General features: G+C 41.1%; 16 protein-coding genes. 5 read left to right on the top strand and 11 right to left on the bottom strand.

Annotated features, from left to right (window positions below; all coding sequences use genetic code 11):
* The first annotated feature begins 57 nt into the window (after nt 1-57).
* Nucleotides 58-684, top strand: a complete 627-nt coding sequence (locus DQW11_RS15475; protein WP_113925013.1) for a 3-keto-disaccharide hydrolase — start codon at nt 58-60, stop codon at nt 682-684.
* Here DQW11_RS15475 and selD read toward each other — a convergent pair.
* The 4 genes from selD to dnaE form a co-directional block, all read right to left on the bottom strand.
* Nucleotides 681-1,721, bottom strand: coding sequence for a selenide, water dikinase SelD (selD, locus tag DQW11_RS15470; RefSeq protein WP_113925012.1), 1,041 nt, complete (start codon nt 1,719-1,721; stop codon nt 681-683). The genes DQW11_RS15475 and selD overlap by 4 nt on opposite strands.
* Nucleotides 1,697-2,749, bottom strand: coding sequence for a tRNA 2-selenouridine(34) synthase MnmH (mnmH, locus tag DQW11_RS15465; RefSeq protein ID WP_113925011.1), 1,053 nt, complete (start codon nt 2,747-2,749; stop codon nt 1,697-1,699). Before mnmH ends, selD begins: the two co-directional genes overlap by 25 nt.
* Before the next feature lie 76 nt (nt 2,750-2,825).
* Entirely contained in the window at nt 2,826-3,146 is a 321-nt protein-coding gene (trxA, locus tag DQW11_RS15460; protein ID WP_113925010.1) for a thioredoxin, read from the bottom strand.
* Nucleotides 3,147-3,390: 244 nt separating this feature from the next.
* On the bottom strand, nt 3,391-7,677 hold the full coding sequence (gene dnaE, locus DQW11_RS15455; RefSeq protein WP_113925009.1) for a DNA polymerase III subunit alpha: 4,287 nt from the start codon (nt 7,675-7,677) through the stop codon (nt 3,391-3,393).
* 251 nt (nt 7,678-7,928) lie between these two features.
* Between dnaE and DQW11_RS15450 the strand changes: the two genes are divergently transcribed.
* The 4 genes from DQW11_RS15450 to DQW11_RS15435 all read left to right on the top strand — a co-directional run bounded on the left by DQW11_RS15450 (nt 7,929) and on the right by DQW11_RS15435 (nt 14,493).
* Complete coding sequence (locus DQW11_RS15450) at nt 7,929-9,470, top strand: Fic family protein (RefSeq protein ID WP_113925008.1); 1,542 nt, start codon at nt 7,929-7,931, stop codon at nt 9,468-9,470.
* Between the two features lie 86 nt (nt 9,471-9,556).
* On the top strand, nt 9,557-10,594 hold the full coding sequence (locus DQW11_RS15445; RefSeq protein ID WP_113925282.1) for a sialidase family protein: 1,038 nt from the start codon (nt 9,557-9,559) through the stop codon (nt 10,592-10,594).
* A 475-nt stretch (nt 10,595-11,069) separates the two neighbouring features.
* Nucleotides 11,070-11,639: an outer membrane beta-barrel protein gene (locus DQW11_RS15440; protein ID WP_113925007.1), complete on the top strand. Its 570-nt coding sequence runs from the start codon at nt 11,070-11,072 to the stop codon at nt 11,637-11,639.
* A 370-nt stretch (nt 11,640-12,009) separates the two neighbouring features.
* Nucleotides 12,010-14,493, top strand: coding sequence for a mechanosensitive ion channel domain-containing protein (locus DQW11_RS15435; RefSeq protein ID WP_157966127.1), 2,484 nt, complete (start codon nt 12,010-12,012; stop codon nt 14,491-14,493).
* Nucleotides 14,494-14,666: 173 nt separating this feature from the next.
* Here DQW11_RS15435 and rsmG read toward each other — a convergent pair whose 3' ends face one another.
* The 7 genes from rsmG to DQW11_RS15400 form a co-directional block, all read right to left on the bottom strand.
* The gene (gene rsmG, locus DQW11_RS15430) at nt 14,667-15,299 is read right to left on the bottom strand and encodes a 16S rRNA (guanine(527)-N(7))-methyltransferase RsmG (RefSeq protein ID WP_113925005.1); all 633 of its coding nucleotides are present in this window, start codon (nt 15,297-15,299) and stop codon (nt 14,667-14,669) included.
* Nucleotides 15,300-15,424: 125 nt separating this feature from the next.
* Nucleotides 15,425-16,789: a vanadium-dependent haloperoxidase gene (locus DQW11_RS15425; protein WP_113925004.1), complete on the bottom strand. Its 1,365-nt coding sequence runs from the start codon at nt 16,787-16,789 to the stop codon at nt 15,425-15,427.
* 151 nt (nt 16,790-16,940) lie between these two features.
* A complete protein-coding gene (locus DQW11_RS15420; protein WP_113925003.1) occupies nt 16,941-20,246 on the bottom strand; it encodes a VCBS repeat-containing protein in 3,306 nt (1,101 codons plus the stop codon).
* Between the two features lies 1 nt (nt 20,247).
* Nucleotides 20,248-20,676, bottom strand: a complete 429-nt coding sequence (locus tag DQW11_RS15415; RefSeq protein WP_113925002.1) for a type II toxin-antitoxin system VapC family toxin — start codon at nt 20,674-20,676, stop codon at nt 20,248-20,250.
* A complete protein-coding gene (locus DQW11_RS15410) occupies nt 20,673-20,897 on the bottom strand; it encodes a hypothetical protein (protein WP_113925001.1) in 225 nt (74 codons plus the stop codon). Before DQW11_RS15410 ends, DQW11_RS15415 begins: the two co-directional genes overlap by 4 nt.
* A gap of 182 nt (nt 20,898-21,079) precedes the next feature.
* Nucleotides 21,080-24,409, bottom strand: coding sequence for a VCBS repeat-containing protein (locus DQW11_RS15405; RefSeq protein ID WP_113925000.1), 3,330 nt, complete (start codon nt 24,407-24,409; stop codon nt 21,080-21,082).
* Nucleotides 24,399-24,986, bottom strand: a complete 588-nt coding sequence (locus tag DQW11_RS15400; RefSeq protein ID WP_113924999.1) for a hypothetical protein — start codon at nt 24,984-24,986, stop codon at nt 24,399-24,401. Before DQW11_RS15400 ends, DQW11_RS15405 begins: the two co-directional genes overlap by 11 nt.
* Nucleotides 24,987-25,035 lie beyond the last annotated feature (49 nt).

Below are 25,035 nucleotides of genomic sequence, written 5' to 3'. Positions count from 1 at the left end.
TGGAAGCAGACATAATTATTTACGCTATATTTCCTTATAACCATTTACCGCTATACCATGAAAAACATACTTGTAATCCTGTTTCTGTTTTCCTTGTCTTTCCATTCGTTTGCCCAAAAAGACGGATGGATTTCCTTATTTAATGGAAAAAATCTTGATGGTTGGAAGGTCTCAGAGAACCCATCTTCTTTTGCAGTAATCGATGGAGAAATCAAAATCGACGGTCCACGTGCACACGCTTTCTATGTTGGCGATGTCAATAATGGAGAATTCAAAAATTTTGAATTTATCGCCGAGGTAAAAACTATGCCTAAAGCCAACTCGGGGATTTTTTTCCACACCAAATATCAAGAGACCGGATGGCCTAACAAAGGCTATGAAGTTCAGGTAAACCAAACCCACAGTGACTGGAGAAAGACGGGAAGTTTGTATTCATTCAATGATGTGAAAGAAGTCTATGTCAAAGACGGGGAATGGTACACCGAACACATTATCGTCAAAGGCGACCATGTCACTGTAAAAATCAATGGCAAAACCGTAATGGAATACATTGAGTCAGAAGATAAGAACCGCCCTGCCAATGCCGGTGAGAAGAAAATAGATAAGGGAACATTTGCACTTCAGGCACATGACCCCGAAAGCGTGATTTATTATAAAAATATCAAAGTGAAAATTCTTGATTAAACCACTTTGACCACTACGGCTGATTGGGAATTAAACTCCCCGATCAGCCATGCTTTTTGTTGCTGTTGTTCCAGGATTGACTCAAAAGCTTTTTGGGATTTAGGATCGACAGCCACCATCAATCCTCCATTGGTCTGTGGATCGCAGAATTTGACCAATTCCATTCCGACGATCCCTTCCGATTTGCCGCTATAGGCATTCCAATTCCTGTAAGTATTATCGGGAAATACAAATTGGGAGATGTAATCAGAAACGCCTTCGATCAGAGGAAGGCTAGAGCCTTGTATGATAGCTGTGAGTCCTGCACCTTCAGCCATCTCCACCAAATGTCCCAATAGACCAAATCCTGTCACATCTGTCATGGCATGTATATAATCCAATAGCCCGAAATCCTTGCCAATAGAGTTGATTTGGGTAGCATAGAGGATCATATTGGCATAATCATCCTGTTTGATCTTGTCCCTTTTCAGAGCGGTTGCCAACACACCTATCCCTAGGGGTTTTGTGATGTAAATCAGATCTCCTTCCTGTGCACCTTTGTTGGTTTTGATGTTGTCAGGGTGAATGATTCCATTCACCGATAGCCCAAATATCGGATCCTTTGCCGCAATGCTATGTCCTCCGGCCAAAGGAATTCCTGCCAAATGGCACATCTCCCTTCCTCCCTCCAAAACTTCCCCAGCCAAAAGCGGGTCTATTTTTTCCACCGGCCAACTCAAGATTGCATTTGCAAAAAGAGGTTTTCCACCCATGGCATATACATCCGATAAAGCATTTGCCGCAGCAATCCTTCCAAAATCGTATGCATCATCTACAATAGGGGTGAAGAAATCAACTGTGTTGATCATAGCAATAGTCTCGCTGACCTGATATACAGCGGCATCGTCTTTGGATGAGTTCCCCACCAAAAGTTGCGTATCTACCAAATCGACTGACTTTCTGTTGGCAAGGATGCTATCCAAAACTGCAGGTGCAATCTTGCATCCACAGCCTGAACCTTCACTGAATTGCGTTAATCTGATAGTTGGGTTTTCCATTGGATGTTGTTTTTTATAGCCAAAAGATGTTGGATAGATTCTTCTAAATCGGTATTAGTCAGGTCTAATTGGAATGTTTGGTCTCGTTTATGGCTGTCAAGTTCATAGCCATAAGTTTTGTCATAGTACACCAGCATGTTTGCAATCCAGGAAGAATGGCGATGTTCAATGATATCTTCTAATGCTTCGGACGTCCTTTTTCCCCCCAATTTTTTTTGAAGCCTTTTTACAGCTTCTAAAAGTTCATTTTGAGGCAAGACAGCATATTCTTCAGCAATATGGCTGATTCTTTCTGGTTCGGATTTGATAATTTCTATCAAAGGGGAAGCTATGATATTGGCATAGAGTTCATCTGCAAGATTCACTTTTCCAATTCTCCGGCTTTCATTTTCTATCCATATTTTCTCTGAAATAGGGATTTTGAAAAATTCTTCAGCGAGCAAATTTTCAAAATGTTCTATGCTTGGCTGGGTCGGCTGACCTATTCCTCCAAATGAAGAACCTTTGTGTTTGGCCAGATCTTCTAAGTCAATGACTGATTCCCCCATTTTTTTTAGCCCGTGAAGCAAAACAGTTTTTCCAACACCTGTTTTTCCTCCCAAAACGATAAAATCTCTTTTTGCACGTACTGTTTCATAGGTTAATGTCCGGTAAGTTTTGTACCCTCCCTTCAACCGCAAAATTTGAAATCCTGCCATGCTGAGAAGCCAGGACATGATTTCACTTCTCATGCCTCCACGCCAGCAATAAGTCATGATTTTTTTTTCTGGAAAAAGTATCAAAGCATCCTGAATGATGGCATGAAACCTAGGCCCGACGAGCTCGAAACCCTTCAATATGGCTTCTTGGTTTCCTAGCTGCTTATAAATGGTTCCGACAATTTTCCTTTCCTCGTTGTTTAGGATAGGCAGATTGGTCGCACCGGGGATATGTCCCTGCTCAAACTCCCCTTCACTTCGGGCATCCAAGATTGGGATGAATTCCCTCAGTTCCAAAAATTGCTCAAGTTCGATCAGGGTTTCTTTCATGAATTCATTTTACTCAAAAATAAAAATAGCCACAAAGATCGAATCTTTGTGGCTATCCATTTAATTCTTATTTGGATTAAAGTTGGGCATCCAGTTTTTGAGCCAAAACGGCTTTAGGAACTGCACCGACTTGTTTGTCAACTATTTTGCCATCTTTGAAGAAAAGAAGGGTAGGGATACTTCTGATTCCAAGCTGCGAGGCAACCATTGGGTTTGAATCCACATCTACCTTTCCGATCACTGCTTTTCCTGCATAATCACCTGCCAATTCCTCTACTATTGGGCCGATCATTTTACATGGTCCACACCATTCTGCCCAAAAATCCACTAGAACAGGATGCTCTGAATTGATTATTTCTTGAAAGTTTGCGTCAGTAATTTCTATTGCTTTTGCCATTGTATTGTATTTTTGGATGTTGCTAATTTTTCAAATATACTTCTAAAGCACTTTACTTGTGAATAAGTTCCGAGAGGTATTAAAAAAATAAAATACCCAAAATGAATTTGCTTGGTGTGATTATAAGTCATTTTTCAGTAAGAACTTTTTCCAAATTGCTTTTCCGGAAATCGAAACCACACTTTACAAACCCCTTATTTGAGGAATATGATTCTTTGTTTCGCAAATTTTCTAATTCTCCGGATTATATGATCTGATAGACCACCTCAGGAATTTGACCCAAGTCCTTGATCATTTCATTGGAAGGATCTACAGTATACCGCTTGGACATGAGGTCTAGAGTGATGTTTTCCTTACTGTCAATGATGTTGATGTACAGCTTGGCTTCTCCCTTATATTTTTGGGTGATGGCTTCGAGTTTTTCCATCAGGTCAAAATTTAGGTCATCTAGGTCAATATTGACTCGCAAACCTTTGATCATTTTTCCTCTAACTTCACTCAAAAGCATCATGGAGTTGATCTTGAATTCGTATTCATTATCCTTCCATTTGTTGAGATGGGTGGATCCGGTCAGGTAAATAAACCAACCGGTCATGAAATACTCTTTGAACCGGATATAATCTTCTCCAAAAATAAAGAAGGTATGCGCCCCGTGATAATCTTCCATGGTCAGCGTTCCAAATGGTTTCCCCGTTTTGGTAGTCCTATGGGCAAATGAGGTCACCGCACCGGCCGCTTTTATTTCGCCTTTTTTTCGCAAGTTTTCGATATCACTGAACTCCGGCAGAGGGGTATTGGTAAATGATTCTATTTCTACCCTAAACTGATCTAAAGGATGTCCGGAAATATAAAGTCCGACTACTTCCTTTTCAATGTTGAGTTGCTGAAGCTGACTAAATGGTTCCATCGGAGGTATGCTTGGTAAGGGAACTTCCATCCCTGTTCCTCCTCCAAAAAGACTGACTTGTGAACTGTCAGCTTCCTGCTGGACCTTTTGGGCATATTTGGTGGCCTTTTCCAATAAGGTCACATCACCGTCTAAAGCTTCGAGATACTGTCTTCTGTGGTGTTCTTTGAAGCAATCAAAGCCTCCGGCCATTGCCAAAGCTTCCAATGTTTTTTTATTTACGGCGCGTGAATTGACCCTTTTGCAGAACTCAAATATGTTTTTATAGGATCCGGATTTTTCCCTTTCTGCAATAATCATATCTACGGCACCACTTCCTGCACCTTTGATAGCAGCAAGACCAAACCTGACCTGGCCTTCCTTATTTACCGTAAATCCGTTGTTGGATTCATTGATATCCGGACCCAATACAGCGATGCCGGCACGCTTGCATTCCTCCATGAAGAATGTCACCTGCGTGATATCATTCATGTTGTTGCTAAGTACCGAGGCCATGTACTCAGCCGGATAATGTGCCTTGAGGTATGCCGTCTGGTAGGCAATCCAGGCATAGCATGTCGAGTGGGACTTGTTGAAGGCATAGGAGGCAAAGGCTTCCCAATCTTTCCAGATTTTCTCCAGTTTTTTTGGATCATGGCCCTTTAAGGAAGCCTGTTCCACAAACTTGGGTTTCATTTTATCCAAGACATCCTTTTGCTTTTTACCCATTGCCTTACGGAGTACGTCCGCTTCGCCTTTGGTAAAACCCGCCAATTTTTGAGAAAGCAACATGACCTGTTCCTGATAGACGGTGATACCATAAGTTTCCTCCAGGTATTCTTTCATGTCCTCAAGGTCATAGCTGATGGGCTCTGTGCCATGTTTCCTTCGGATAAAACTCGGGATATATTCCAAAGGTCCCGGTCTATAAAGTGCATTCATGGCTATCAAATCCGCAAATACCGTTGGCTTCAGTTCCCGCATGTACTTCTGCATCCCGGCAGATTCGTATTGGAAGATTCCGACAGTTTCCCCTCTTTGAAAAAGCTCATAAGTCTTTACATCATCTATCGGAAATTCATCTGGATCGAGGTCGATGCCATGTCTTTCTTTGACGATTTTGACAGCGTCTTTGATCAAGGTTAGGGTTTTCAATCCCAAGAAGTCCATTTTCAATAACCCGGCGCTTTCCACGACTGAGTTGTCAAACTGTGTGCAGACCATGTCCGAATCTTTGGCCAAAGCCACAGGAACGTAATTGGTAATGTCTCCGGGTGTGATGATCACCCCACAGGCATGTATTCCGAGATTTCGAACCGAACCTTCCAAAACCGTTGCCTGCTTGATAGTTCGGGACAATTCATCCTGACCTTTGTAAATCCGGATCAGTTCATCCGCTATGCCGATGTCCTCTCCATTGTTTTTGAGTTTGTCAGCTAGTTTTGCCCGGTCGTTGGATAGGTCAAAAAGCGCCTTTAGCTTGATATCCGGAACAAGTTTTGCCAGTTTATCGGCTTCAGCCAAAGGCAGGTTCAAAACCCTTGCGGTATCACGGATGGCTGATTTGGCAGCCATGGTACCGTAAGTGATGATTTGTGCGACCTGGTTTGAACCGTATTTGTTGATCACATAATCGATGACTTTCTGTCGGCCTTCATCGTCAAAGTCAATATCAATATCGGGAAGGGAAACCCTGTCCGGATTGAGGAATCTCTCGAAGAGTAGGTCATAAGCGATAGGATCCACATTGGTGATTCCCGTGCAATAAGCAACAGCCGAACCCGCGGCCGAACCCCTTCCTGGACCTACGGAAACCCCCATCTTTCTCGCTGCTCCTGTAAAATCCTGTACGATAAGAAAGTATCCCGGATAACCAGTTTTTTCAATTGTAGCCAATTCAAATTCCAATCTTTCCCTGATTTCGTCGGTGAGAACAGGGTAGCGTTTCTTCGCACCTTCGTAAGTCAGGTATTTCAGATAGGCATTTTCTCCTCTTTTGCCTCCGTCTTCCTCATCCAAAGGATTTTTGAATTCCTCAGGAATCTGGAAATTCGGAAGCAACACGTCCCTTTGGAGTTTGTAGGTTTCTATTTTTTCGACAATCTCGTTGGTGCAGGCGATTGCCTCAGGAAGGTCAGCGAAGAGTTTTTTCATCTCCTCAGGACTTTTCAAATAGAATTCGTCATTGGGAAAACCATATCGGAATTCACGGCCACGCTTGCCGATGTATTTCTTTGGCTTCTCTACCAATTCCCCGTCTTTGACACAAAGCAAAATATCATGGGCTTTGGCGTCATTTTTATGGTTGTAATAAGTGTTGTTTGCGGCAAAGTATTTGACGCCGTATTTGTGTGCAAAATGCAACAAAATCTCATTCACTTTTTCCTCTTCAGGAATCCCGTGGCGGTTGAGTTCTACATAAAAGTCTTCTCCAAATTGCTCCTTCCACCAGACAAAAGCTTCCTCGGCCTGCGTGTCACCCACATTCAAAATCAGGTAGGGAATCTCTCCCCAAAGTCCGCCTGTGGTAGCGATAAGGTCTGATTTGTATTCCACCAAAACTTCCTTGTCGATCCTTGGGAGATAATAATAGCCTTGGATATTGGCGTAGGAGGAGAGTTTGGCGAGGTTATGATATCCTTTTTTGTTTTTTGCTAGGAGTACAGTCTGGTAACCGTCATCCTTTTGGCTTTTGTTATTTCGGTCCTTGGTCAGGTTAAATTCACAACCGATGATGGGTTTAATTTCTTTTGCAAGGGCTTCTTTGACAAAATTGAATGCCGCCATCATGTTGCCATGGTCAGTCATGGCGATCGCAGGCATTTTCATTTCCTTTGCAAGGGCGATCATGGCAGGAATTTCAGAAGTCGCCTGCAGGACGGAATATTGCGTATGGACATGCAGGTGCGAAAAAGGCATGTCTGTCATGACCGAGATATCGGCTGTCCCGGCAGCTTTCAGGACATCTTTGGCGGCTGTTTTTTGCTCATCTTTTGCATTGGCAAAGTTGGCTACATCAAGGGTTGGTGCCTCATATATAACTTCCGAAACCAGAATTCCCTTTTCCGGGGCAATCACTTTTTGGGTAATCAGACCAAAAAAACATTTGGCAGTAGCTGCTACGTCATAGGCCGCATCGTGGGCATCCTGAAATCCGTTGCCAAAAAGTTTGAGGTGCAATTCCGTCAAAGTCGGCCATTTGTATTTCCCTCCTTTGCCGCCAGGTAGCGCACAAAAATCCGTGGAAAGGTCTTTGGTATCCATTTCCTTCATGGACTGTAGCTTCATGGGGATTTGCTTTCGCAAAAACTCAGAACCCACCACGTTGATGTCAAAACCGATGTTGTGACCTACGAGGTAGTTGGCTTTTTCTACATCCTCATGAAAAACCGCGAGCACCTTATCTAAAGCATGACCTCCTCTTGTTGCACGTTCAGTAGAAATGCCGTGCACTTTTTCGGCATTGTAAGGAATAGTGAATCCTTCCGGTTTGACAATGTAATTATGATTGGAAAGGAGTTTGCCTTTGGCATCATGAAGCTGCCATGCCACCTGAACCAGCCTTGGCCAGTTGTCATCATCTGACATGGGGGCATTATAACTTCTTGGTAATCCGGTGGTTTCGGTATCGAAAATAATGTACATAAGTGCAACTCAAAATTGGATGGTCTAAAATAAGACATATCCTTGGGAGCTGCTATTTGAGTGGCGGAAATTGTCGGGATTTAATTTTTGGATTTTCTCTTTTATGAATTTTCGGTTTGAAAATTTTTAGTCTGATATATACTTTCCTTCTATTTTATAAACGAAATTCACTTAATTTTAAATATATAATCGTTTTTCACCTTTTTAATTTGTTTTTCACTATTTTTGAAAATTAAATTTCACCTTTAAATATGAATAATAATCATTTTTCCCTTTTTGTAAATGTTTTTCACGGAAGGATTGCTCCTGAGGAAGCGTGGTTAGTTGGATATGGGGCAATCATTGAGGCTTTACAACTGGAAATCCCAATGCCTCAAAAATTGTCTCTAATCAGTATGAAAAAAAGGCAATACCAATCTGAGACTTGGGCGGTATATACTTCTAGGCATAAACCCGAAGATAGTTTGTATAAGCATCTGGTATTTGCATTAAAATACGAGGGAATCAATTTGTTGTTTTTCAAAAAAATGTTTGAAAACCTTAGTGATGCAGAGGTGTTGGAAATTATTCAAGTGGAACCTTTGGGTCAGTACAGCAGAAGAATTTGGTTTTTGTATGAATGGTTAATGCAAAAACCTTTGGAAGTAGAAAACTTAAAAAGTGGAAATTTTATTCCTCTTATTGAGAACCACCTACAATATGGTGTAATTCAAGGGCTGCGCTCCCCACGCCACCGTGTCATCAACAACCTCCCCGGAACGGTGGATTTTTGCCCGTTAATTTCAAAAACTGAGAAACTAGAGCAATACGTCCATGCCAATTTAGCAGACAAACAAACCAAGTACTTGAAGGACTTCAGCAAGGATATACTTCAAAGAGCATCTTCATTTTTATTGTTGAAAGATTCGAAGGCTTCCTTTTCTATTGAGGGAGAAAGTCCAAAAAGCAAAAGAGCGGTTCGCTGGGGACAAGCCATGGGACAGGCGGGGTTGCGAGATCTGTCAAAGGAGGAATTGCTAAGGCTGCAACAATTGGTCATTGAAAATCCGCGATTCCTGGAATTGGGATTTCGGACCAAAGGTGGTTTTGTTGGAGAACATGACCGAAGCACTGGAGAACCTATTCCTGATCATATTTCAGCAAAATGGGAAGACCTTGATAGGTTGATAAGTGGATTTCTGGAAACAGAAAAGCTTTTATGGAAAAGCGAAATGAATCCGGTTTTGGTTGCTACTGCCATAGCTTTTGGGTTTGTTTTTATACATCCGTTTGAAGATGGAAATGGGCGGATCCACAGGTACCTCATCCACCACATTCTCAGTAGAATGAATTTTTCTCATCAGGGAATCATTTTTCCTGTTTCTGCCGCAATTTTGGATAAAATCCATGAATACAGAAAAGTTTTGGAATCCCACTCTTTGCCCTTACTGGATTTTATTCAATGGCAGGAGACCAAAGATCATAATGTCAATGTCCTTAACCAAACCGCAGATTATTACAAGTACTTTGATGCTACCAAACATGCCGAGTTCCTTTTTGAATGTGTGGAAGTTACGATCGTGGAGATCATTCCAAGAGAGATTGAATATTTGACGAAATACGATGCATTTAAGCGATCAATTGAGGATGACTATGAAATGCCGGACAAACTGATATCATTATTGGTAAATTTTTTGGAACAGAACAATGGTGTTTTGTCAAGAAGGGCAAGAGAAAATGAATTTGCCAATCTGAATGATAGAGAAGTTCAAGAAATAGAAATTGAATTTAGGAGAGTTTTTGGCGATTTATAATAAATCCTATACCCGAACAATTGTACCTTCAACAATACAATTTCTAGCGAAAAGTGTATCTTGAAAAATACATTTCCTCAATGCTTATGAAATCTCTCCTCTTGATATCCTTGTTTTTCCTCAGTTTTGGGACTATTGCACAGACAGTGAACCTCCAAGTTGAAACCAATGAATTCATCTTTGGAGACGACAGGCCTTTTGCGCAATGTCATGCTTCCTCGATTGAGAAATTGGGAAATGGGCAATATATGATCGTGTGGTTTGCAGGGTCTCATGAGAAAAACGATGATGTCGGAATCTGGATGTCCAAAGGCCAACCCGGAAACTGGAAAGCCCCACAGGTGCTGGTCAAAGTCAGAAACGATCCGCATTGGAATCCTGTGCTGTTCAATGCTCCGGATGGAAAATTATACCTCTACTTCAAAGTTGGAAAGGAAATCGACGATTGGGAGACTTGGGTGCAGTATTCGGAAGATGGTGGCGATACATGGTCAGAGGCAATAGAACTCGTGGAAGGTGACCGTGGTGGAAGGGGACCTGTCCGTAATCATATCCTGGTATTATCAGACAGCACTTGGTTGGCACCGGCTTCTTTGGAAAAAGACAGGGTTTGGAATGCCTTTGTGGACAGGTCCGAAGATGGCGGCAAAACCTGGCTCAATTCCGAAACCTTGATCTTGGACCGAAATCAGATCACAGGGGAAGGTGTGATCCAACCTGCACTTTGGGAATCAATGCCCAATAGGATTCATATGCTTTTGAGAACTTCTGCCGGAAAAATCGGAAGGAGCAATTCCAAAGACAATGGCTTAACCTGGTCACCGGTGGAGTTGACAGACTTGCCCAATAACAACAGCGGCATGGACCTCGTCAAGATCAAGGATGAAACCATTGCGTTGGTCTATAATCCAGTTGGTGAAAACTGGGGCAAGCGCTATCCGATGCAATTGGCGGTTTCATTTGACAATGGAAAGACTTGGCCAATAAAGGAAGTAATCGAAGCAGGTGAAGGTAAAAATGAGTTTTCGTATCCCTCGATCATTTATGATGAAGGGTATTTGGTTTTTTGTTATACATGGAATAGGGAGAGAATCAAATTTGTCAAGGTTGGGGTGGGATTCTGATACTGGCAGATGATCCATTCCTTTGGTTCAATTAAGAGGATAGCCACCTGTCATAGAAGCTTTTTCATTTTAACCCTTTTTTAATAATTCATACCCATCTATTCATTTTTTGGCTTTGGGACAGTAAAGTACAATCCACACAGCTCTAGACTTGGGCCTTTTTACATTTCAAAGTATAATTATCTGAAGAATGAACATTTGTGTAGAAAATGATTCATATCCAAGGAAAACAAAAATTAAATCCATTTCCGGCTAAAAACAATAATTATTAAAGAATTCCTTTAGATTTTATAATAATAAAAATATTAAAATATTAAAATTTGTGAAGTGAATATTTTAAAAACATGACTAATCAAATTTTCAATTATCTAAAAATAATTTAATTAGTTATAGGTCTCGATTCATAAAAAAACGATCGAGGAATATTCATGATAGTCAAATTACTTAATTATTTGAAACCAAAAATCTATTTAAAATGAAAAGTCTTGTAACATTATTTATTCTAATGGCAACTGTAGGAAGTGCTTTTGCTCAAAGTTCTTTCAAGCTTGGCGCAGGGTTAAATTTCACAAATATTTCAGGAACACTGGATGATGCAAACGGTCAAATGGGCTGGCAGGCAGGTGCTTCCGTCGAGTTAGGAAACAAATTTTATGTTGAGCCTGGTATATTCTATATGACTCGGAATGTCGAATCTACGTCCATCAATGATGGTGTCTCCTCGCTGTCCGATGCGAAGTTCCGTGGTTTTAGAATCCCACTGTCGATAGGCTATAACATTCTTGGCAATACAGATTCTTCATTTGGTTTCCGTGTTTTTGGAGGAGGATCGGCCTTTATTTTATCTAGTGTGTCTGATGGATATGCCATAAGTGATTTTAACAACCCTGAATGGGGAGTATTTGCAGGGGTAGGTGCCGATATTTCTATTATCTTCATTGATTTGAGTTACCAATGGTCCCTAACCAATGTTCAAAAAAATATTCCTGGTATTGATTTAGGAAGAACAAACGGAGTGTTTTTGACGGCAGGATTTAGATTTTAAGATAAAAACTTCCAGTTGAAATTGACAAGGGTTTGCCGGAGTTTCTCCTGAAAACCCTTTCATTTTTTTATCATTTTCATTTCCAAAATCAATTTTGAAACATTGTATTTATTCTGATATTCTTTAGAATTTGGTTTCTACTCGGGTCTTCCTATTCAGCAACTTTTTAATAGGCCAATAGTCCCATTTTGGCTTTACACTCTTTCTTATTTATCAGTGGATTTTGTTATTTCATCGATCAAATGATTATTTTTCAGTATTCAACCTGACTTGATTTGATGACGAACATTTGACGCCCTTTAATTTCATGATTTATAATCCAATTCATCTTTTAAGAAAGCCAAGCTTTTTAAGATCAATCCCTTTTCTCTTGGGGATTATTGTCTTTTTTTTCAGTTCAGTCATGGGTTTTGGTCAGCAAAAGGATTCCTCTTCTCTTATTCTCATCGATACTGCAGCCAAAACGGAATATACCCGCAAACTTCAAAAGATAGGTTCCGATGGATTTGCCAAAGGTTTAGAGGAGTTTGAGGCCACTAGGGTTCAGGGAGTTCAAAGGTCGGTGATGTCGCAGGTAAAGAATACAGTTCAGGAAGCGAGGAAATATTTGGGAAGCGGCTTTGATTCTGTTAGGATCGAAAAAGAACTTGTACTTATCAATAACCAACGGGAGATTGTCGAAAAAGGAGTTTTTGATAGTGATGACTTACTCGAGTCCGATAGAAATCTGGCGGTATCTAGGGCGATTTTGAGGGAATTGTTTGATAAGGCCAATACATTCAAAGAAAAAATACAGGACCGATCTCAAGAATTATTTAGATTGAGTTATAAGATAGACTCTTTGTCAGGCATTGAGGAAATTTACAAATTTTCCTCAGATTCCGTCCAAGCAGCTGCTTATGCCACAAAGTTTGTCCTTGTGGCCAAAGAAATTGAACCTACTTTCAATGACCTTCACTATACCCTAAATAGCCTCGATAAATTGCAGTCCAAAACTGACGAGGTTTTAATTACCCTCCAGGCCTCCATTTTGGAAATAGAAAGAAGAAGGGGAGAATTGAATCAGAAAATTTTTTCAAAGGAGGTGAGTGGTTTTGCAAATGTGGGTTTTTCTTCCTTTAGCTTTTGGGAAGTGGTAAAAATGTCTCATAAAAAAGAGGTTTTGGCTTTAATCCTATATTTTGAGATCTACAGTGGGAGAATTATCACAATGCTTGTTTTGGTTCTTTTGCTCACTTTTTTCATCTCAAATGTTAAAATTTATGTTAGGGAAGAAACCCATTCAGAAGATTTTGAAAATCAACATCTCGCTCTTAAGAACCCATTTTTTTCTTCTCTCATTATCATTATTGGCATTTTCCAGTTTTTCTTTCCTTCCCCGCCATTTGTCTTTTATTTTTTACTTTGGATGATTGCCGGTATTTCCTTGACCATCCTTTTCAGAAAGTTTCTTTCTAAATACTGGATGGTGTTTTGGGTAGTCGTGTTGGTTGTTTTCTTTATATCCAACTCCATCAATTTATTGTTGGCATTTACCCAAGTGGAGAGAATAGCCATGTTAATTTTGTCTTTCATTGGAGTTTTGTATGGCATATTCTTATTTGCCAATGATAAAAGGGTACAACTCAAAGAAAGGCGGATCTTGTATTTTGTGGCGTTTATGTTGGGTATGCAGTCCCTATCATTGATTTTCAATCTTTACGGAAGCCTTAATTTCTCAAAAGCCCTATTGGTCAGTGGTTTTCTTGGAGTTGTACTTGGGATCATTTTATTATGGACCGTAAGGTTGATCAATCAGTTGCTCGCTTTGGCCTCCAACATTTACAATAAACCTGACAAAAAGCTTTTCTTTATCAATTTTGATAAAGTTGGAGAAAAAGTGCCAAGCATATTCTACTTTCTACTGACATTTGGCTGGGTCATTTTGGTCGGCCGAAATTTCTATGCCTATAATTTGATTTCGGGGGATTTTAGTAATTTCCTAAACGATCCTAGGACATTGGGCAGTTATGATTTTACGATCAATAGTCTATTTATATTCTTGGTAATTCTTGTGATCTCGGTCCTTTTGTCCAGGATTGTGTCATTTTTCAGTTCTGATCCGGATGTTGCAAATTCTCCTTCCCAGAGAAAACACATCAGCCTGGGAAGTTGGCTTCTTTTGGTGCAGATTTTCATTATCAGCATGGGCTTGTTTTTGGCAGTCGCTGCATCGGGAATTCCTTTGGACAAGATTACCATTGTTCTCGGAGCACTTGGGGTAGGCATTGGACTTGGTCTGCAGGGCTTATTCAACAACCTCGTCAGCGGAGTAATTATCGCTTTTGAAAACCCGGTAAAAGTGGGGGATTTGATAGAAATCAACGGAAAGCCGGGAGTGATGAAGTCCATCGGGTTCCGAAGCAGTGTGGTCAATATGTATGAAGGGGCAAGTATCATCATTCCTAACGGGGATTTGCTTGGGCAGCAACTTGTGAATTGGACCATGGGAAAAGGGAAAAAGGTCAGCATTGTGGTAGGGGTGGCATATGGAACTGACCTCGAACAAACCTCTATGTTGATCAAAGAGATTTTGAAAAATGATTCTCGGATCCATCCACAGCCAATACCGAGAGTTCTGCCTTTGGAGTTCAATGATAGTAGAATAGACCTAGAAATTGCCTTTTGGGTAACACACTACCTAGAGGTGCCTTTTGTCAAAGGCGACATCATCAATCAGATCGATGTGATGTTCAAAAAGCAGGGAATTGTTATTCCCTTTCCGCAGCGTGATATACATTTCAGGTCAAGTTTTGAAACCCAAAAAGGTGATTTGGATGAAGATGCCAATACCGGAAGTCCTGAAAAGGATTAAGGAAAGCTATATTTCCTTTTTCGTCTTTCCACCGTTCTTTTCAACAAATATCTCCCTCTGGTCGATGTGACAAGGATAAGTTATTTCCTATTCTTAACCTTTTTTTTGGATCGTACTTCCTACTTCCAAACTTCCCACCTCCATACTTCCAAACTTCCTGACTTCCCTTCTTCTCACCTTTTCCCTTCCCAAGGCACATAGACCACTTTTTTGGTTTTGAAAAATTCCTCTTTGAAATAATCGTCCAAGTGGTAAGACACGTAGCTGACTTCTCTTTCTTCCATTTCCTCATCTACATCACCGCCTTTGAGCAGCAGCAGTCCGTTTTGAAGTTCGTTGAAATCTTCTTTTTTGAATTTGTTTTTGACCCAAGGAAGGATATTGGCAAAACGTGTCACAGCCCTGCTGAGAATAAAGTCGTATTTCCTCACCAAATCTTCAGCCCGAACCTGTTGGGCTTCGACATTGGAAAGCTTCAGTTGCTTGGCGATGTCTTTGACGACATTGATTTTTTTACCGATCGAATCCACTAAATGGAAATGTGTTTCGGGAAACATAATTGCCAATGGAATTCCGGGAAACCCACCTCCTGTACCGATATCCAATATTTTTGTTCCAGGTTCAAATTGAATCACTTTAGCGATGCCCAATGAATGGAGGACATGTTTTTCGTAAAAGTGTTCCATGTCCTTTCTGCTGATTACATTGATCTTTTCATTCCAATCAGCATACAAAGGGCCAAGTTTGGCGAATTTTTCCTTTTGGGATTCTGTCAGATCCGGGAAATATTTGAGAATAAGGTCCATAAATTCTATTGGAGTTAAGTTCCAAAATTAGGGTTTTCGATTAGGCAAATTGACTTTGATCAGGAATAAAAAATAAAAAAGGGGCAAATGACCTGTACATTTGCCCCTTTTTGGAAAGGAAAGGATTATTTTTTGGAATTTGTTGCTACCGGGGCAGATGATCCTGTTTTGGTTTTTACATTTTCAATCAAATGATTTCCGATCTTTTTCCCTTTATCTGAGCCATTGACGATTGCAGGCATATAGTGGATACCGCCGTATAATCTGCTGATTGCCGCTTCGTCTGCGGCCTGTCTGAATGAGTCAAACTCTCTTACAGGGAGGCCATAGGCCACCTCTGTAGAATCCACAAAATGGAAGGGCTCACCAAATAAACTGGTCAATGCCTCAGCCGCCGCATTGGAAGCCACACTGTGTCCACTTGTATATTCAGGGAATGGAGGAGTCTGTAATAATGGCAACCAATCTTCGTCAATATATCGGTTGATATATGTCTCAGGTCGGATCAACCTGCTTCTGTATTTTTCATCCCAACAAGCTATGAAAGCATCAAAAATAGCGATGCTCGTAAACGCCAATGTTTCTGAAGTTCCTTTCCAATCCTGCCCTGCCGTTTTGGAAGATATCGCCGCAATACCCATCCAATGTCCTCCCGGAGTTATTTTTTTCTCTGCAAACATCACATGCCCTTTGACATTGACTTTGTAGGGATTGCAATCCCAAAACATGGCGATATCCTTTTGGTCCTCACTCAATTCATTGACAATTTTGAAAACCTCCTCAGCCTCTTTGTAAAATTGACTTGAAGGTTCGGTACTGAATTCGGTCCCGGGAGTTGCTTTAAACTGAGAAGCAGAATCAAGGACAAAAGGCCTGATTTTATTCCAGTGAGGCTCGATTCCTTCCATATAAGCTGGTGGGGTTGGCTGCCAAGTGCCCGGATCGTTGCTGACCGTATATTTTTCAAAAGAACGGCTTTCATGGTAATTGTCTTTTTTGTAATAGGCAATTATATGTGCGCCGACTTCATCACCGAGTTTGACAGATCTTTCAAAAACTTCCTCCGGAATTCCTTTTTCTTTGAGTTCTGCGTAGGCTTTATCTCTATGTTCTTTCATTAGGAGTTCGGAGAAAATCAACGCTGTTGCCACTTTGTAATAGGCAGCCAGGGAGGCCAAAGGATAATAGATTTGTCCTGAGGTATCAAATTCGGTTTTCTCAAAACCATTGAGCTGACCCATCAAGGTTTGGTAATTGGGATCGGAGAGGGCAGTCACTTCATAGGCCGCAAGGGAAGAATAGGCATAAATCCTACTCGCGACTGGGGGTGAAAAAATATCATTGATGATGACTGTGGTAAGTTTGTCCTGAGCCGCAATCTGGTAGGAACCATCGGTAATGGCATTTTGGTAATCCTTTTTTTCCTGACAACCAAGTCCGAGATTTGCAAGGAAAGCAATGAAGAGAAATTTTTGTAATAAAGTTTTCATGGGTAGTTATACTTTGGCTATTCTTCGGTGTTGGAGATTCCCAGACCGTGATCCGGGAAGAGGGTGCGTGGGTTAGAACCCTCAAATTTAAAGATTATTCCCTGAATTCCATTGTTTTTCAAAATCCAAAAACACTGATTTTAAGCAGGTTTTAGGGTTTGATCTGTAGAAAAACAGGTGGAGCGTTGTTTCTCACTGCTATCAAGGCCTCTTTTCCGTCAATGATGATTTTTGAGATATGGCGGAATTCTCCCCAAAATGTATTTGCAGTCAGTCCAATTGGGACCCACTTCCAAATGCCATTTTCAAATTTCATTAAAACCAAAGCTTGTGCATCTGCTTTGCCAAAATCACTTCTGAAACAATGGATATTCCCTATTCCAAGTAAATATTGATCCCCAGATTGGGATTGGAAAGAGGCAAAACCATGGAGGGGACTGAATTGTGCCTCAACAGGAAATGGACTGAACTCGAACCCTTTTTCACCTTTGTTCCAAAATACCCCTGATCTAAATTCCGAAGCTTGGTATTTGGAAGCCTTATCAATCTGAGAACTTTCAAAAAGATCTGCAGGGGATTGGATAGTGGCATATTCAATATAATTTGGGTGTTTTCTTTTGATGCCCGGGATCTGTTTGATCAGGTCATCTCTAGTGGCAAATGGTACCAAATGACCTTCCATGTAATGGAAAATCAAGGGATCGGCCTGCCCGTTTTCATCAAAATCTCCGTGGTAAAGCCAAACTGGTTTCTCGGGACTTGCTTTGAGTTTGGAATTCAATCCAAGGTTTCCTACCAAGATATCTTCCATCCCGTCTCCGTCCAGATCTTTCACTTCTAAACCCAAAAACCAACCCGGAATGTTTAGGGATTCGGTTTTGGTCAACTCAAATTTTCCTTCGGGATTTTGGCGGTAAACCTGCACAGACATCCATTCTCCTGCCAAGACGAGTTCTTTTTTTCCATCATTATCCAGGTCAGCCCATTTTGCCTTTTTGACCATGCCGGGTTGAAAACCCTCTCCAAAATACGTTGTTGTAGCTTCTTTGAATTGACCGCTTCCGTCATTGAGCAACAAATAGCTTTTGGGGATTTCACCATAATTCCCCGTTACAATAGAGGCGCCTACAAAAATATCAGGGGCACCGTCTCCATTGACATCGTGGACGGCGAGGGTCGAGGTATTTTCAGCAATAGGAGGGAGGGAATTCATGGAAAAGAAGAAATTTCCCTTGCCATCGTTTAGGAAAAGCCTGTCAAAGTTGAAAAATTCTTTCCTGGTAGATTCGTTACCGCCACTTCCCACGTAAAGGTCCAAAGTGCCGTCCTTGTTAAAATCCTCCAGAATTGCGTCCACATCCTCCGCCATATTCAGCTTGTCAAAGATGGGCTGAATGCTTTTTTCAAACTTTCCATCTTTAGTCTGAAAATAGAAAACTCCGGCTTGACCCTTGGCCCCACCAAAGAAAACATCCTCCAAGCCATCCCCATTCACATCTCCTACAGACAGTGCTGGACCTTCAGTCGAATACTTTCTTGGAATCAGGTATTCCCTTCTAAAATCATCAAAATCAATATTTTCTTCATGGGTCCAATCAATACCGAAATCCTTTACTTCCAAAATGGGAGTGGAGGCCGAAATTGAATTTGATGGTTTTATCCCTTTACCTTTTTCCAAAAGATGTTTTTTATTGACGGCAAGGTTTCTGAAAATTTCTGTATCTGTGGCATTCCAGACAACTGCGACAGAATCCACAGCAGAATTTTTTCCCAAACCAAAAGTCAAAGTTGTGGACGTTCCTGATTGGAATCCACGGGAAGTGCTCAGCGTTTGGTGAAATATTTCTTCCCCACTATGGACAATAACCTGGGCACCCATCCCAAAAGTATTGGGATTTTCTCCTTTCAAATCCAACTGTACAAAATGGTTTTGAAGTTTTGCAGCAGTTTGGTTTTGGTATAAAAATGCTTCTTGGTCAATATTATTGACCACCAAATCAAGGTCGCCGTCATTATCCAGATCCGCATAGGCAGAACCGTTGGAGTAGGAGAGTTCGTCCAAGCCCCATTCTTTCGCCATATTGGTAAATTTAAGATCGCCCGCATTCCTAAATGAAAAATTGGAAAGCTTGACCGTAGGTAACATGTCAATCTGTTTCGCTTGGATTTCCTTTTCGGACAGACCAAGGCTTGGTTCCTGACTGTATTGGATAAAATCGAGGTCATTTGGGCGTTTGACTATCCCATTGGTGATGTGCATGTCTTTTTGGCCGTCATTGTCCATGTCAAAAATCAGGGGAGACCAGCTCCAATCTGTAGCAAAGGTATTGGTCAAAAGACCGATTTCGCTGAATCTCCCGTCACCGCGATTGAGTTGGAGGTGGTTTCGGACATATTGGTCCCTGTAACCGAGACGCTTTTTGACATCAAATACTTCCTGCTTGTCTTCCCCGACTGACTTCATCCAAATCTGGGGATCGGAGGGAAGCATGTCTGTGGTGAAAATATCCGACAAGCCATCATTATTTATGTCCCCCAGGTCATTTCCCATGCTGTAGCGACTGGTATTGGAAATATATTCCTTTAAGGATTCTTTGAAAGTTCCATCAGCCTGATTGATATAGAGGTAATCATCTTCGGTAAAATCATTGGAAACATATAAGTCCATCCAACCATCCTCATTGATGTCAGCCATACCTACACCCAATCCAAAACCCAGACTGCTTGAAAGGATTCCTGCTTCTTCGGTCACTTCAACCATCCTGTTTTCACCTTCTGCCAAAAGATTTTTGAAAAGTTTGTCTCCTCCTTTTTCATCTTGATTGGTGAATTTGATGTCTGCATTGGCAAAGACTTCAGGCTTTTTGATGGAATGATTGAGCAAATAGAGGTCTAAGTCTCCATCTTGGTCATAGTCAAAAAACAGGGAATGGGTCGAGAAACCCACAAAATCCACTCCGTATGCTGCGCCTTTTTCGGAGAAAGTCAAATCACCGTTGTTGATATAGAGCTTGTTTTTTCCGGTCAGGCCTTTGTAATCCCCGACTTGGGCGACGTATATGTCCAGCAATCCGTCTCCGTTGACATCTGCCATCGTGACTCCGGTGGACCATCCGCCATCGGCTGTGACCGCCGCTTTTTGGGTGATATCTTCAAATTTGAAATCTCCTTTGTTCAGGTATAATTTGTTCTCGCCTTGGTTTGAGGAGAAATAAATATCTACCAAACCGTCATTGTTGATGTCCCCGGTAGCCACACCGCCCCCATTGTAGAAGTACAGGTATTCGAGAATGTTCATCTCCTCGGAGGATACGAGGTCGTTTCGGAATTCGATTCCGGTTTCTTTGGGATCTAAAAGTTTGAAAAGTGTTTCCTCTTTGGGTTTAGAACAGGAAAAAAAGAAAATAATGAACCAAGCAACGATAAATGTGGGAAGGGATAAATTTAATCTACTCATTTCAAACTGTTTTTAATCCCTCCAAAATGGAGATTTCTTTAAGTATTAAATCAGAAGTAAAAAAATATTCAATTTCCTTTTTGATTTCAATTACGGATGCGAGTTGAATAGAATCAAGAGTTCGCAGGCCTGATTTCCAATATTTTCCTATTAAAATGATTGAGTTGTTACTTAACTGTTGGTTGAATGGAATGACAGTAAATTTTTGTAAATCGATTTCAAATTTTGATAAAAGAATCTTAGCATCATCTTCTTTTACCTCTCCCATTTTGCATTTTCTCCAAATCACTGATGCAAATTCGATTTTGGCGATTTCTGACACATAAATTCGATTTATTTTATTGATTTCAAAAAAATCAAGTATTTCTTGGGTTCCTTGCTCTTGATGATAAAGTTTGAACAAAGAAGAAGTATCAAAAAATACATTCATATCTCTTGCCTTCTTTCTTTGATAAGTTCATCTGCCAAAGATGTTTGGCAGTTTTTAAGCAATTGCTGCATCTCAAGGAACGAAAAATCGCTTACTTCTAATCCTTCTTCAGGTTCATCATTCTCTTCGAAAACCACCTTTACCCGAACAGGTTTTTTGGTTTTCATGGGTTTGTCCAGATCTAATTTCCCATTATGATATGTTCCTGATATCGTTTTCATTTGGGTTGGTATTTATTTTTACTATCCAAGTTAAATAAGAATTTGATAATTAATGAATTAACCAAATTTATAATCTAAGGATTCAATTATTTTTTTGTAAAATGAATGGAAATTCTTTACACCACTTTTCCTTATTCTGAACTTCAAAACTTTGCGCCTTTGCGTCTTTGCGCGATAAACCTTCATTTCTTTATCTCCCAAAACTCCACCGGTTCATTGTTTTTGACAACCATCAAGACCTTTTTGTCTTTCAATTCCAAGATTTTCAAATCCCTGATTTCTCCATCCAATTTCAAACCATGGTCGCGGTTTTGCCAATAGTCGAATGAACCGTCGCCTTTTCCGATCAGCACTTCTCCATAGCTTCCGTCATATTGCCCGACCTCCGGCTTGGCGCCCCGAAGATTTCCCCCTATGATCAGATCCTGATTGCCATCGCCATTGAGGTCTGCCACCAATACGGCATGCATCCATGAGCGCTGCGCAAATCTTGGCAAGGCTTTCATTTCAAATTTCCCATTACCCTTATTCATCAATACCGCAGAAGAGAGGAAATTAACCTCCTTCATGACTGATTTACTGATTTCTTCCGGAGTGAAAATATCCTCCAAAGTCTGGTTATTGTATGCGCTGTATTTGAGGTACCTCTTTTTAAGTGCCGGCAATTGTCCCTCGAGTTGGTGTTTTAGGGTGAAAGGAACATGTTTATCTCCCTGTTTTTTGACATAGACATGTTCTACCGATCCGTTTTGGTCAAAGTCGTTGACATACATGCGGATAGGACTTTCTACCGAAGCTTTAAACCTTGTATTTAATCCATGATTAGCCAATGCAAAATCTGGTTTGCCGTCATTGTTGAAATCCCCAACCACAATCGCCTGATACCATCCTTTGTACCCAGCCATTTCCGGCATTTCTATTTTTTCAAGCTTATTGCCTGTATTTCTAAAAAATGTCGGGGCCATCCATTCTCCTACAATAACCAAATCCATTTTTCCATCGCCACCATAATCGGTCACAGTCGCATCGGTCACCATTCCAAGCTCTTTCAGCTGTGGTGCAAATTGAGCGGTACCATCGCTGAAGTTTCCCTTGCCGTCATTGATCAAAATAGAAGAGTTGGGATTGACTCCGTAGACAAAGGGCACCAATCTCGACCCTGCAAAAAGGTCCAATGCGCCATCGCCGTTGATGTCAATAGTTCTGAGTACGGATGTGCTGTTGGTCAGAAACTGCAGTCCGCTGTTTTCGGATTTGGTAAAGTTTCCTTTACCGTCATTGAAGTATAATCTATCTGCTAGGTCCGGCGAACCGAAACCTGATTCATTGCCACCTGAGGCCACCACCAAATCGAGGTTTCCATCTCCGTTGGCATCAAAGAAAACCCCGTTTCTGTCTTCAGAAAATTTGTCTCTTTCAAACTCCTTTTGGTCCGTTGGCCTGAAATTCCCATTGGCATTTTGGATAAATAGCTGACCTGCCAATCCTTTGGCTCCGCCGATAAATACATCTTCTAAGCCATCTCCATTCACATCTCCCCAAATTGCTTTTGGACCTTCAGTAGATATCATATGATAAGTCAATCTGTCCCTGTCAAAATCAACCATCAGGTTTTCCTGATGGGAATAATCCAAAATGGCATTTGGATCAACTTTAGAGAAAATCTGACTTACAGGCTTTTCAAAAAATGCAAATCCTTCCTCTGCATCTTGTGCTTCTTCCCATTTCAAAACCAATACCGTATCAGCAGCAATATCTCGAAGCAAGGTTATTTTGCCATCCGGCCACCTGACCTGAACCTGGTCCAGTTTTGTTTTCGATCCCAAACCAAAATTCAGCCTTGGGTCAACCGAAGATTGAAAACCCCTGTTGGGCATCTGCTCTTGGTAAAAAATCTGGTCTCCCGATACCAACCTCACTTGGGTACCGATTGCAGCTGTATTTTTCTCTTTTCCGGTGAGCTGGATTTTAAGAAAATGATTTTCAGGTGCAAGTTCCTTGGATCTGTTTTTATAAATCAGGACTTCATTGTTCACATTGTTGATGACAAGATCCATGGCGCCGTCATTGTCAAGGTCTCCATACGCCGAGCCATTGGAATGGATGGGATCGCCCATTCCCCACTCATGGATGACATTCTCAAAAACCAAGTCTCCTTTATTTCTGAAAGCATAATTGGAAACAGGATTGATCGGCATCGGATCTACCAGAGCTTTGTAGTCCACGCCTGTTTTGCTGATAATTTTCTGTTTGGTCTCATCATTGTCGATGAAATTGAGATAATCCAGATCTGTCAGGTCCTTATAGATACCATTGGCCACGAAGATGTCCTTAAAGCCGTCATTGTCCATGTCAAACATCAATGCTGCCCAACTCCAATCCGTTGCTTCTACATTTGCCAGTCTTCCCATATCAGAGAAAGTACCGTCCCCATTGTTGATGTGAAACATGTTTCTCGTGTATTGATAATGGTAATCATGCTGGACATTGAACTGGAACTTATCGTAGCTTTCAAAAGTCGTAATCTGCTTGAGTCTTTCAGTATTCTCAGGAAGCATCTCGGTGACAAAAATATCCAAGTGACCGTCATTGTTGATATCTGCGATATCAGCACCCATGGAGGCTGCAGAGATGGCACGCATGTAGGAGGTCAGACTTTCGGTAAAAGTACCGTCCTGATTGTTGATATAGAGGTAGTCTCTTTCGAAGAAATCATTGGAAATGAAAATGTCCATCCAACCGTCCTGATTGACGTCGCCGATGGTGATTCCCAATCCAAAGCCGATCACACTCCCATAAATACCCGCAGGTTCAGATACATCCGTGAATTTTTCACCGTCATTTCTGAATAGTTTATCACCCCCCACAGGATCTCTTTTGGGTCTTTCATTTTGCATCTTATTGAAGCTGCCGATAGATTGATAACTGTTGTTCAGCAGATAGACATCGAGGTCTCCATCATTGTCATAGTCAAAAAACACCGCATGGGTGGAAAATCCCTGATCGGCTAAGCCATATGCCTCAGCTTTTTCGGCGAAAGTGCCATCTCCATTGTTGATAAAAAGCTCATTCTGTTTGTTGTCACCGGCGATATCTCCGGAATTGCAGACATAAATATCCAAAAATCCATCCCCATTGACATCCGCCATCGCCACACCTGTGCTCCAAGCCCTCGTGCCTGCTACTCCGGCAGTGGCGGTCACATCTTTGAACTTAAAGTCACCCTCGTTCAGGTAGAGTTTGTTTTCTCCCAGATTGGAAGTCAGGTAAAGGTCAATAAGCCCGTCATTGTTGACATCACCCATTGCCACACCACCGCCGTTGTAGAAGTTACGGTAGGTGAATATGTTGAACTTCTCATCAAAAGGAAGGTCATTTCTGAATGTTACCCCTGAAACAGAAGAATCTACTTTTTCAAACAGGGTGTCCTTTTTTTCAATTTCGGGTGATTTGCAGGAAGCAATGGCCGAGGCAATAAAAAAGGAAATTAAGAGGGATTTATTAAGATGCATCTTCTACTTTTTTTGTCATTTCGGTGATGTCCTTTACGCGCAGGTCAAGGATTTCAACCCGGACTGTGTTGATATTTTTTTTAAAGACTCTGATCAGTCTGTTGCCGTCGATTTTGACCATTGCGCTGATCGATTTGTCTTTGTTGGCTACTTCAAAAAAGCCTTCGCCGTACCAAGATTCCAACAAATCGACCACATCCGCCATCAGGATATCATTGGAAAAATCCTCATTACCTGGAAACCAATCATTATAAGAAAACTCGATTGGCATGAAAAAGAGCTTATCTTCCTCAAAATCAGGAAAAAAGTTCATTTCCACACTTTTTCCTGACGGCATTCTCGGTATGTATTGAACCTGAAGATAGTGGTCTCCATTAATCAAAACTTTGTTTTGGTTGTGCTTCCCACAGAGAGCAAAAAAGTCTTCCCTTCCCATTCCAAACTTGATGTCAAGGAATAAATCTTCCACCACTTTTCCGGAAGCAAGTTCCTTTTCTTTTACCAAATCATATTCAGACTTGGTTTTACATGCCATGACCAACCCTAAAGCCAAGAACACTATCAATACTCTCATCATTTAATTTCGATTCTATAATTTAAACTCTGTATTTTTTATTCTTAATTAC

The organism is Cognataquiflexum aquatile, assembly GCF_003316845.1.
GTDB classification, from domain to species: Bacteria; Bacteroidota; Bacteroidia; order Cytophagales; family Cyclobacteriaceae; genus Cognataquiflexum; species Cognataquiflexum aquatile.
This window is presented reverse-complemented; position numbering and strand designations above follow the sequence as displayed.

What these genes read in the sequence shown, in the direction of transcription:
- DQW11_RS15475 (WP_113925013.1), top strand. Translation starts at nt 58, where the DNA reads ATGAAAAACATACTTGTAATCCTGTTTCTGTTTTCCTTGTCTTTCCAT.
- selD (WP_113925012.1), bottom strand. Translation starts at nt 1,721, where the DNA reads ATGGAAAACCCAACTATCAGATTAACGCAATTCAGTGAAGGTTCAGGC.
- mnmH (WP_113925011.1), bottom strand. Translation starts at nt 2,749, where the DNA reads ATGAAAGAAACCCTGATCGAACTTGAGCAATTTTTGGAACTGAGGGAA.
- trxA (WP_113925010.1), bottom strand. Translation starts at nt 3,146, where the DNA reads ATGGCAAAAGCAATAGAAATTACTGACGCAAACTTTCAAGAAATAATC.
- dnaE (WP_113925009.1), bottom strand. Translation starts at nt 7,677, where the DNA reads ATGTACATTATTTTCGATACCGAAACCACCGGATTACCAAGAAGTTAT.
- DQW11_RS15450 (WP_113925008.1), top strand. Translation starts at nt 7,929, where the DNA reads ATGAATAATAATCATTTTTCCCTTTTTGTAAATGTTTTTCACGGAAGG.
- DQW11_RS15445 (WP_113925282.1), top strand. Translation starts at nt 9,557, where the DNA reads ATGAAATCTCTCCTCTTGATATCCTTGTTTTTCCTCAGTTTTGGGACT.
- DQW11_RS15440 (WP_113925007.1), top strand. Translation starts at nt 11,070, where the DNA reads ATGAAAAGTCTTGTAACATTATTTATTCTAATGGCAACTGTAGGAAGT.
- rsmG (WP_113925005.1), bottom strand. Translation starts at nt 15,299, where the DNA reads ATGGACCTTATTCTCAAATATTTCCCGGATCTGACAGAATCCCAAAAG.
- DQW11_RS15425 (WP_113925004.1), bottom strand. Translation starts at nt 16,789, where the DNA reads ATGAAAACTTTATTACAAAAATTTCTCTTCATTGCTTTCCTTGCAAAT.
- DQW11_RS15420 (WP_113925003.1), bottom strand. Translation starts at nt 20,246, where the DNA reads ATGAGTAGATTAAATTTATCCCTTCCCACATTTATCGTTGCTTGGTTC.
- DQW11_RS15415 (WP_113925002.1), bottom strand. Translation starts at nt 20,676, where the DNA reads ATGAATGTATTTTTTGATACTTCTTCTTTGTTCAAACTTTATCATCAA.
- DQW11_RS15410 (WP_113925001.1), bottom strand. Translation starts at nt 20,897, where the DNA reads ATGAAAACGATATCAGGAACATATCATAATGGGAAATTAGATCTGGAC.
- DQW11_RS15405 (WP_113925000.1), bottom strand. Translation starts at nt 24,409, where the DNA reads ATGCATCTTAATAAATCCCTCTTAATTTCCTTTTTTATTGCCTCGGCC.
- DQW11_RS15400 (WP_113924999.1), bottom strand. Translation starts at nt 24,986, where the DNA reads ATGATGAGAGTATTGATAGTGTTCTTGGCTTTAGGGTTGGTCATGGCA.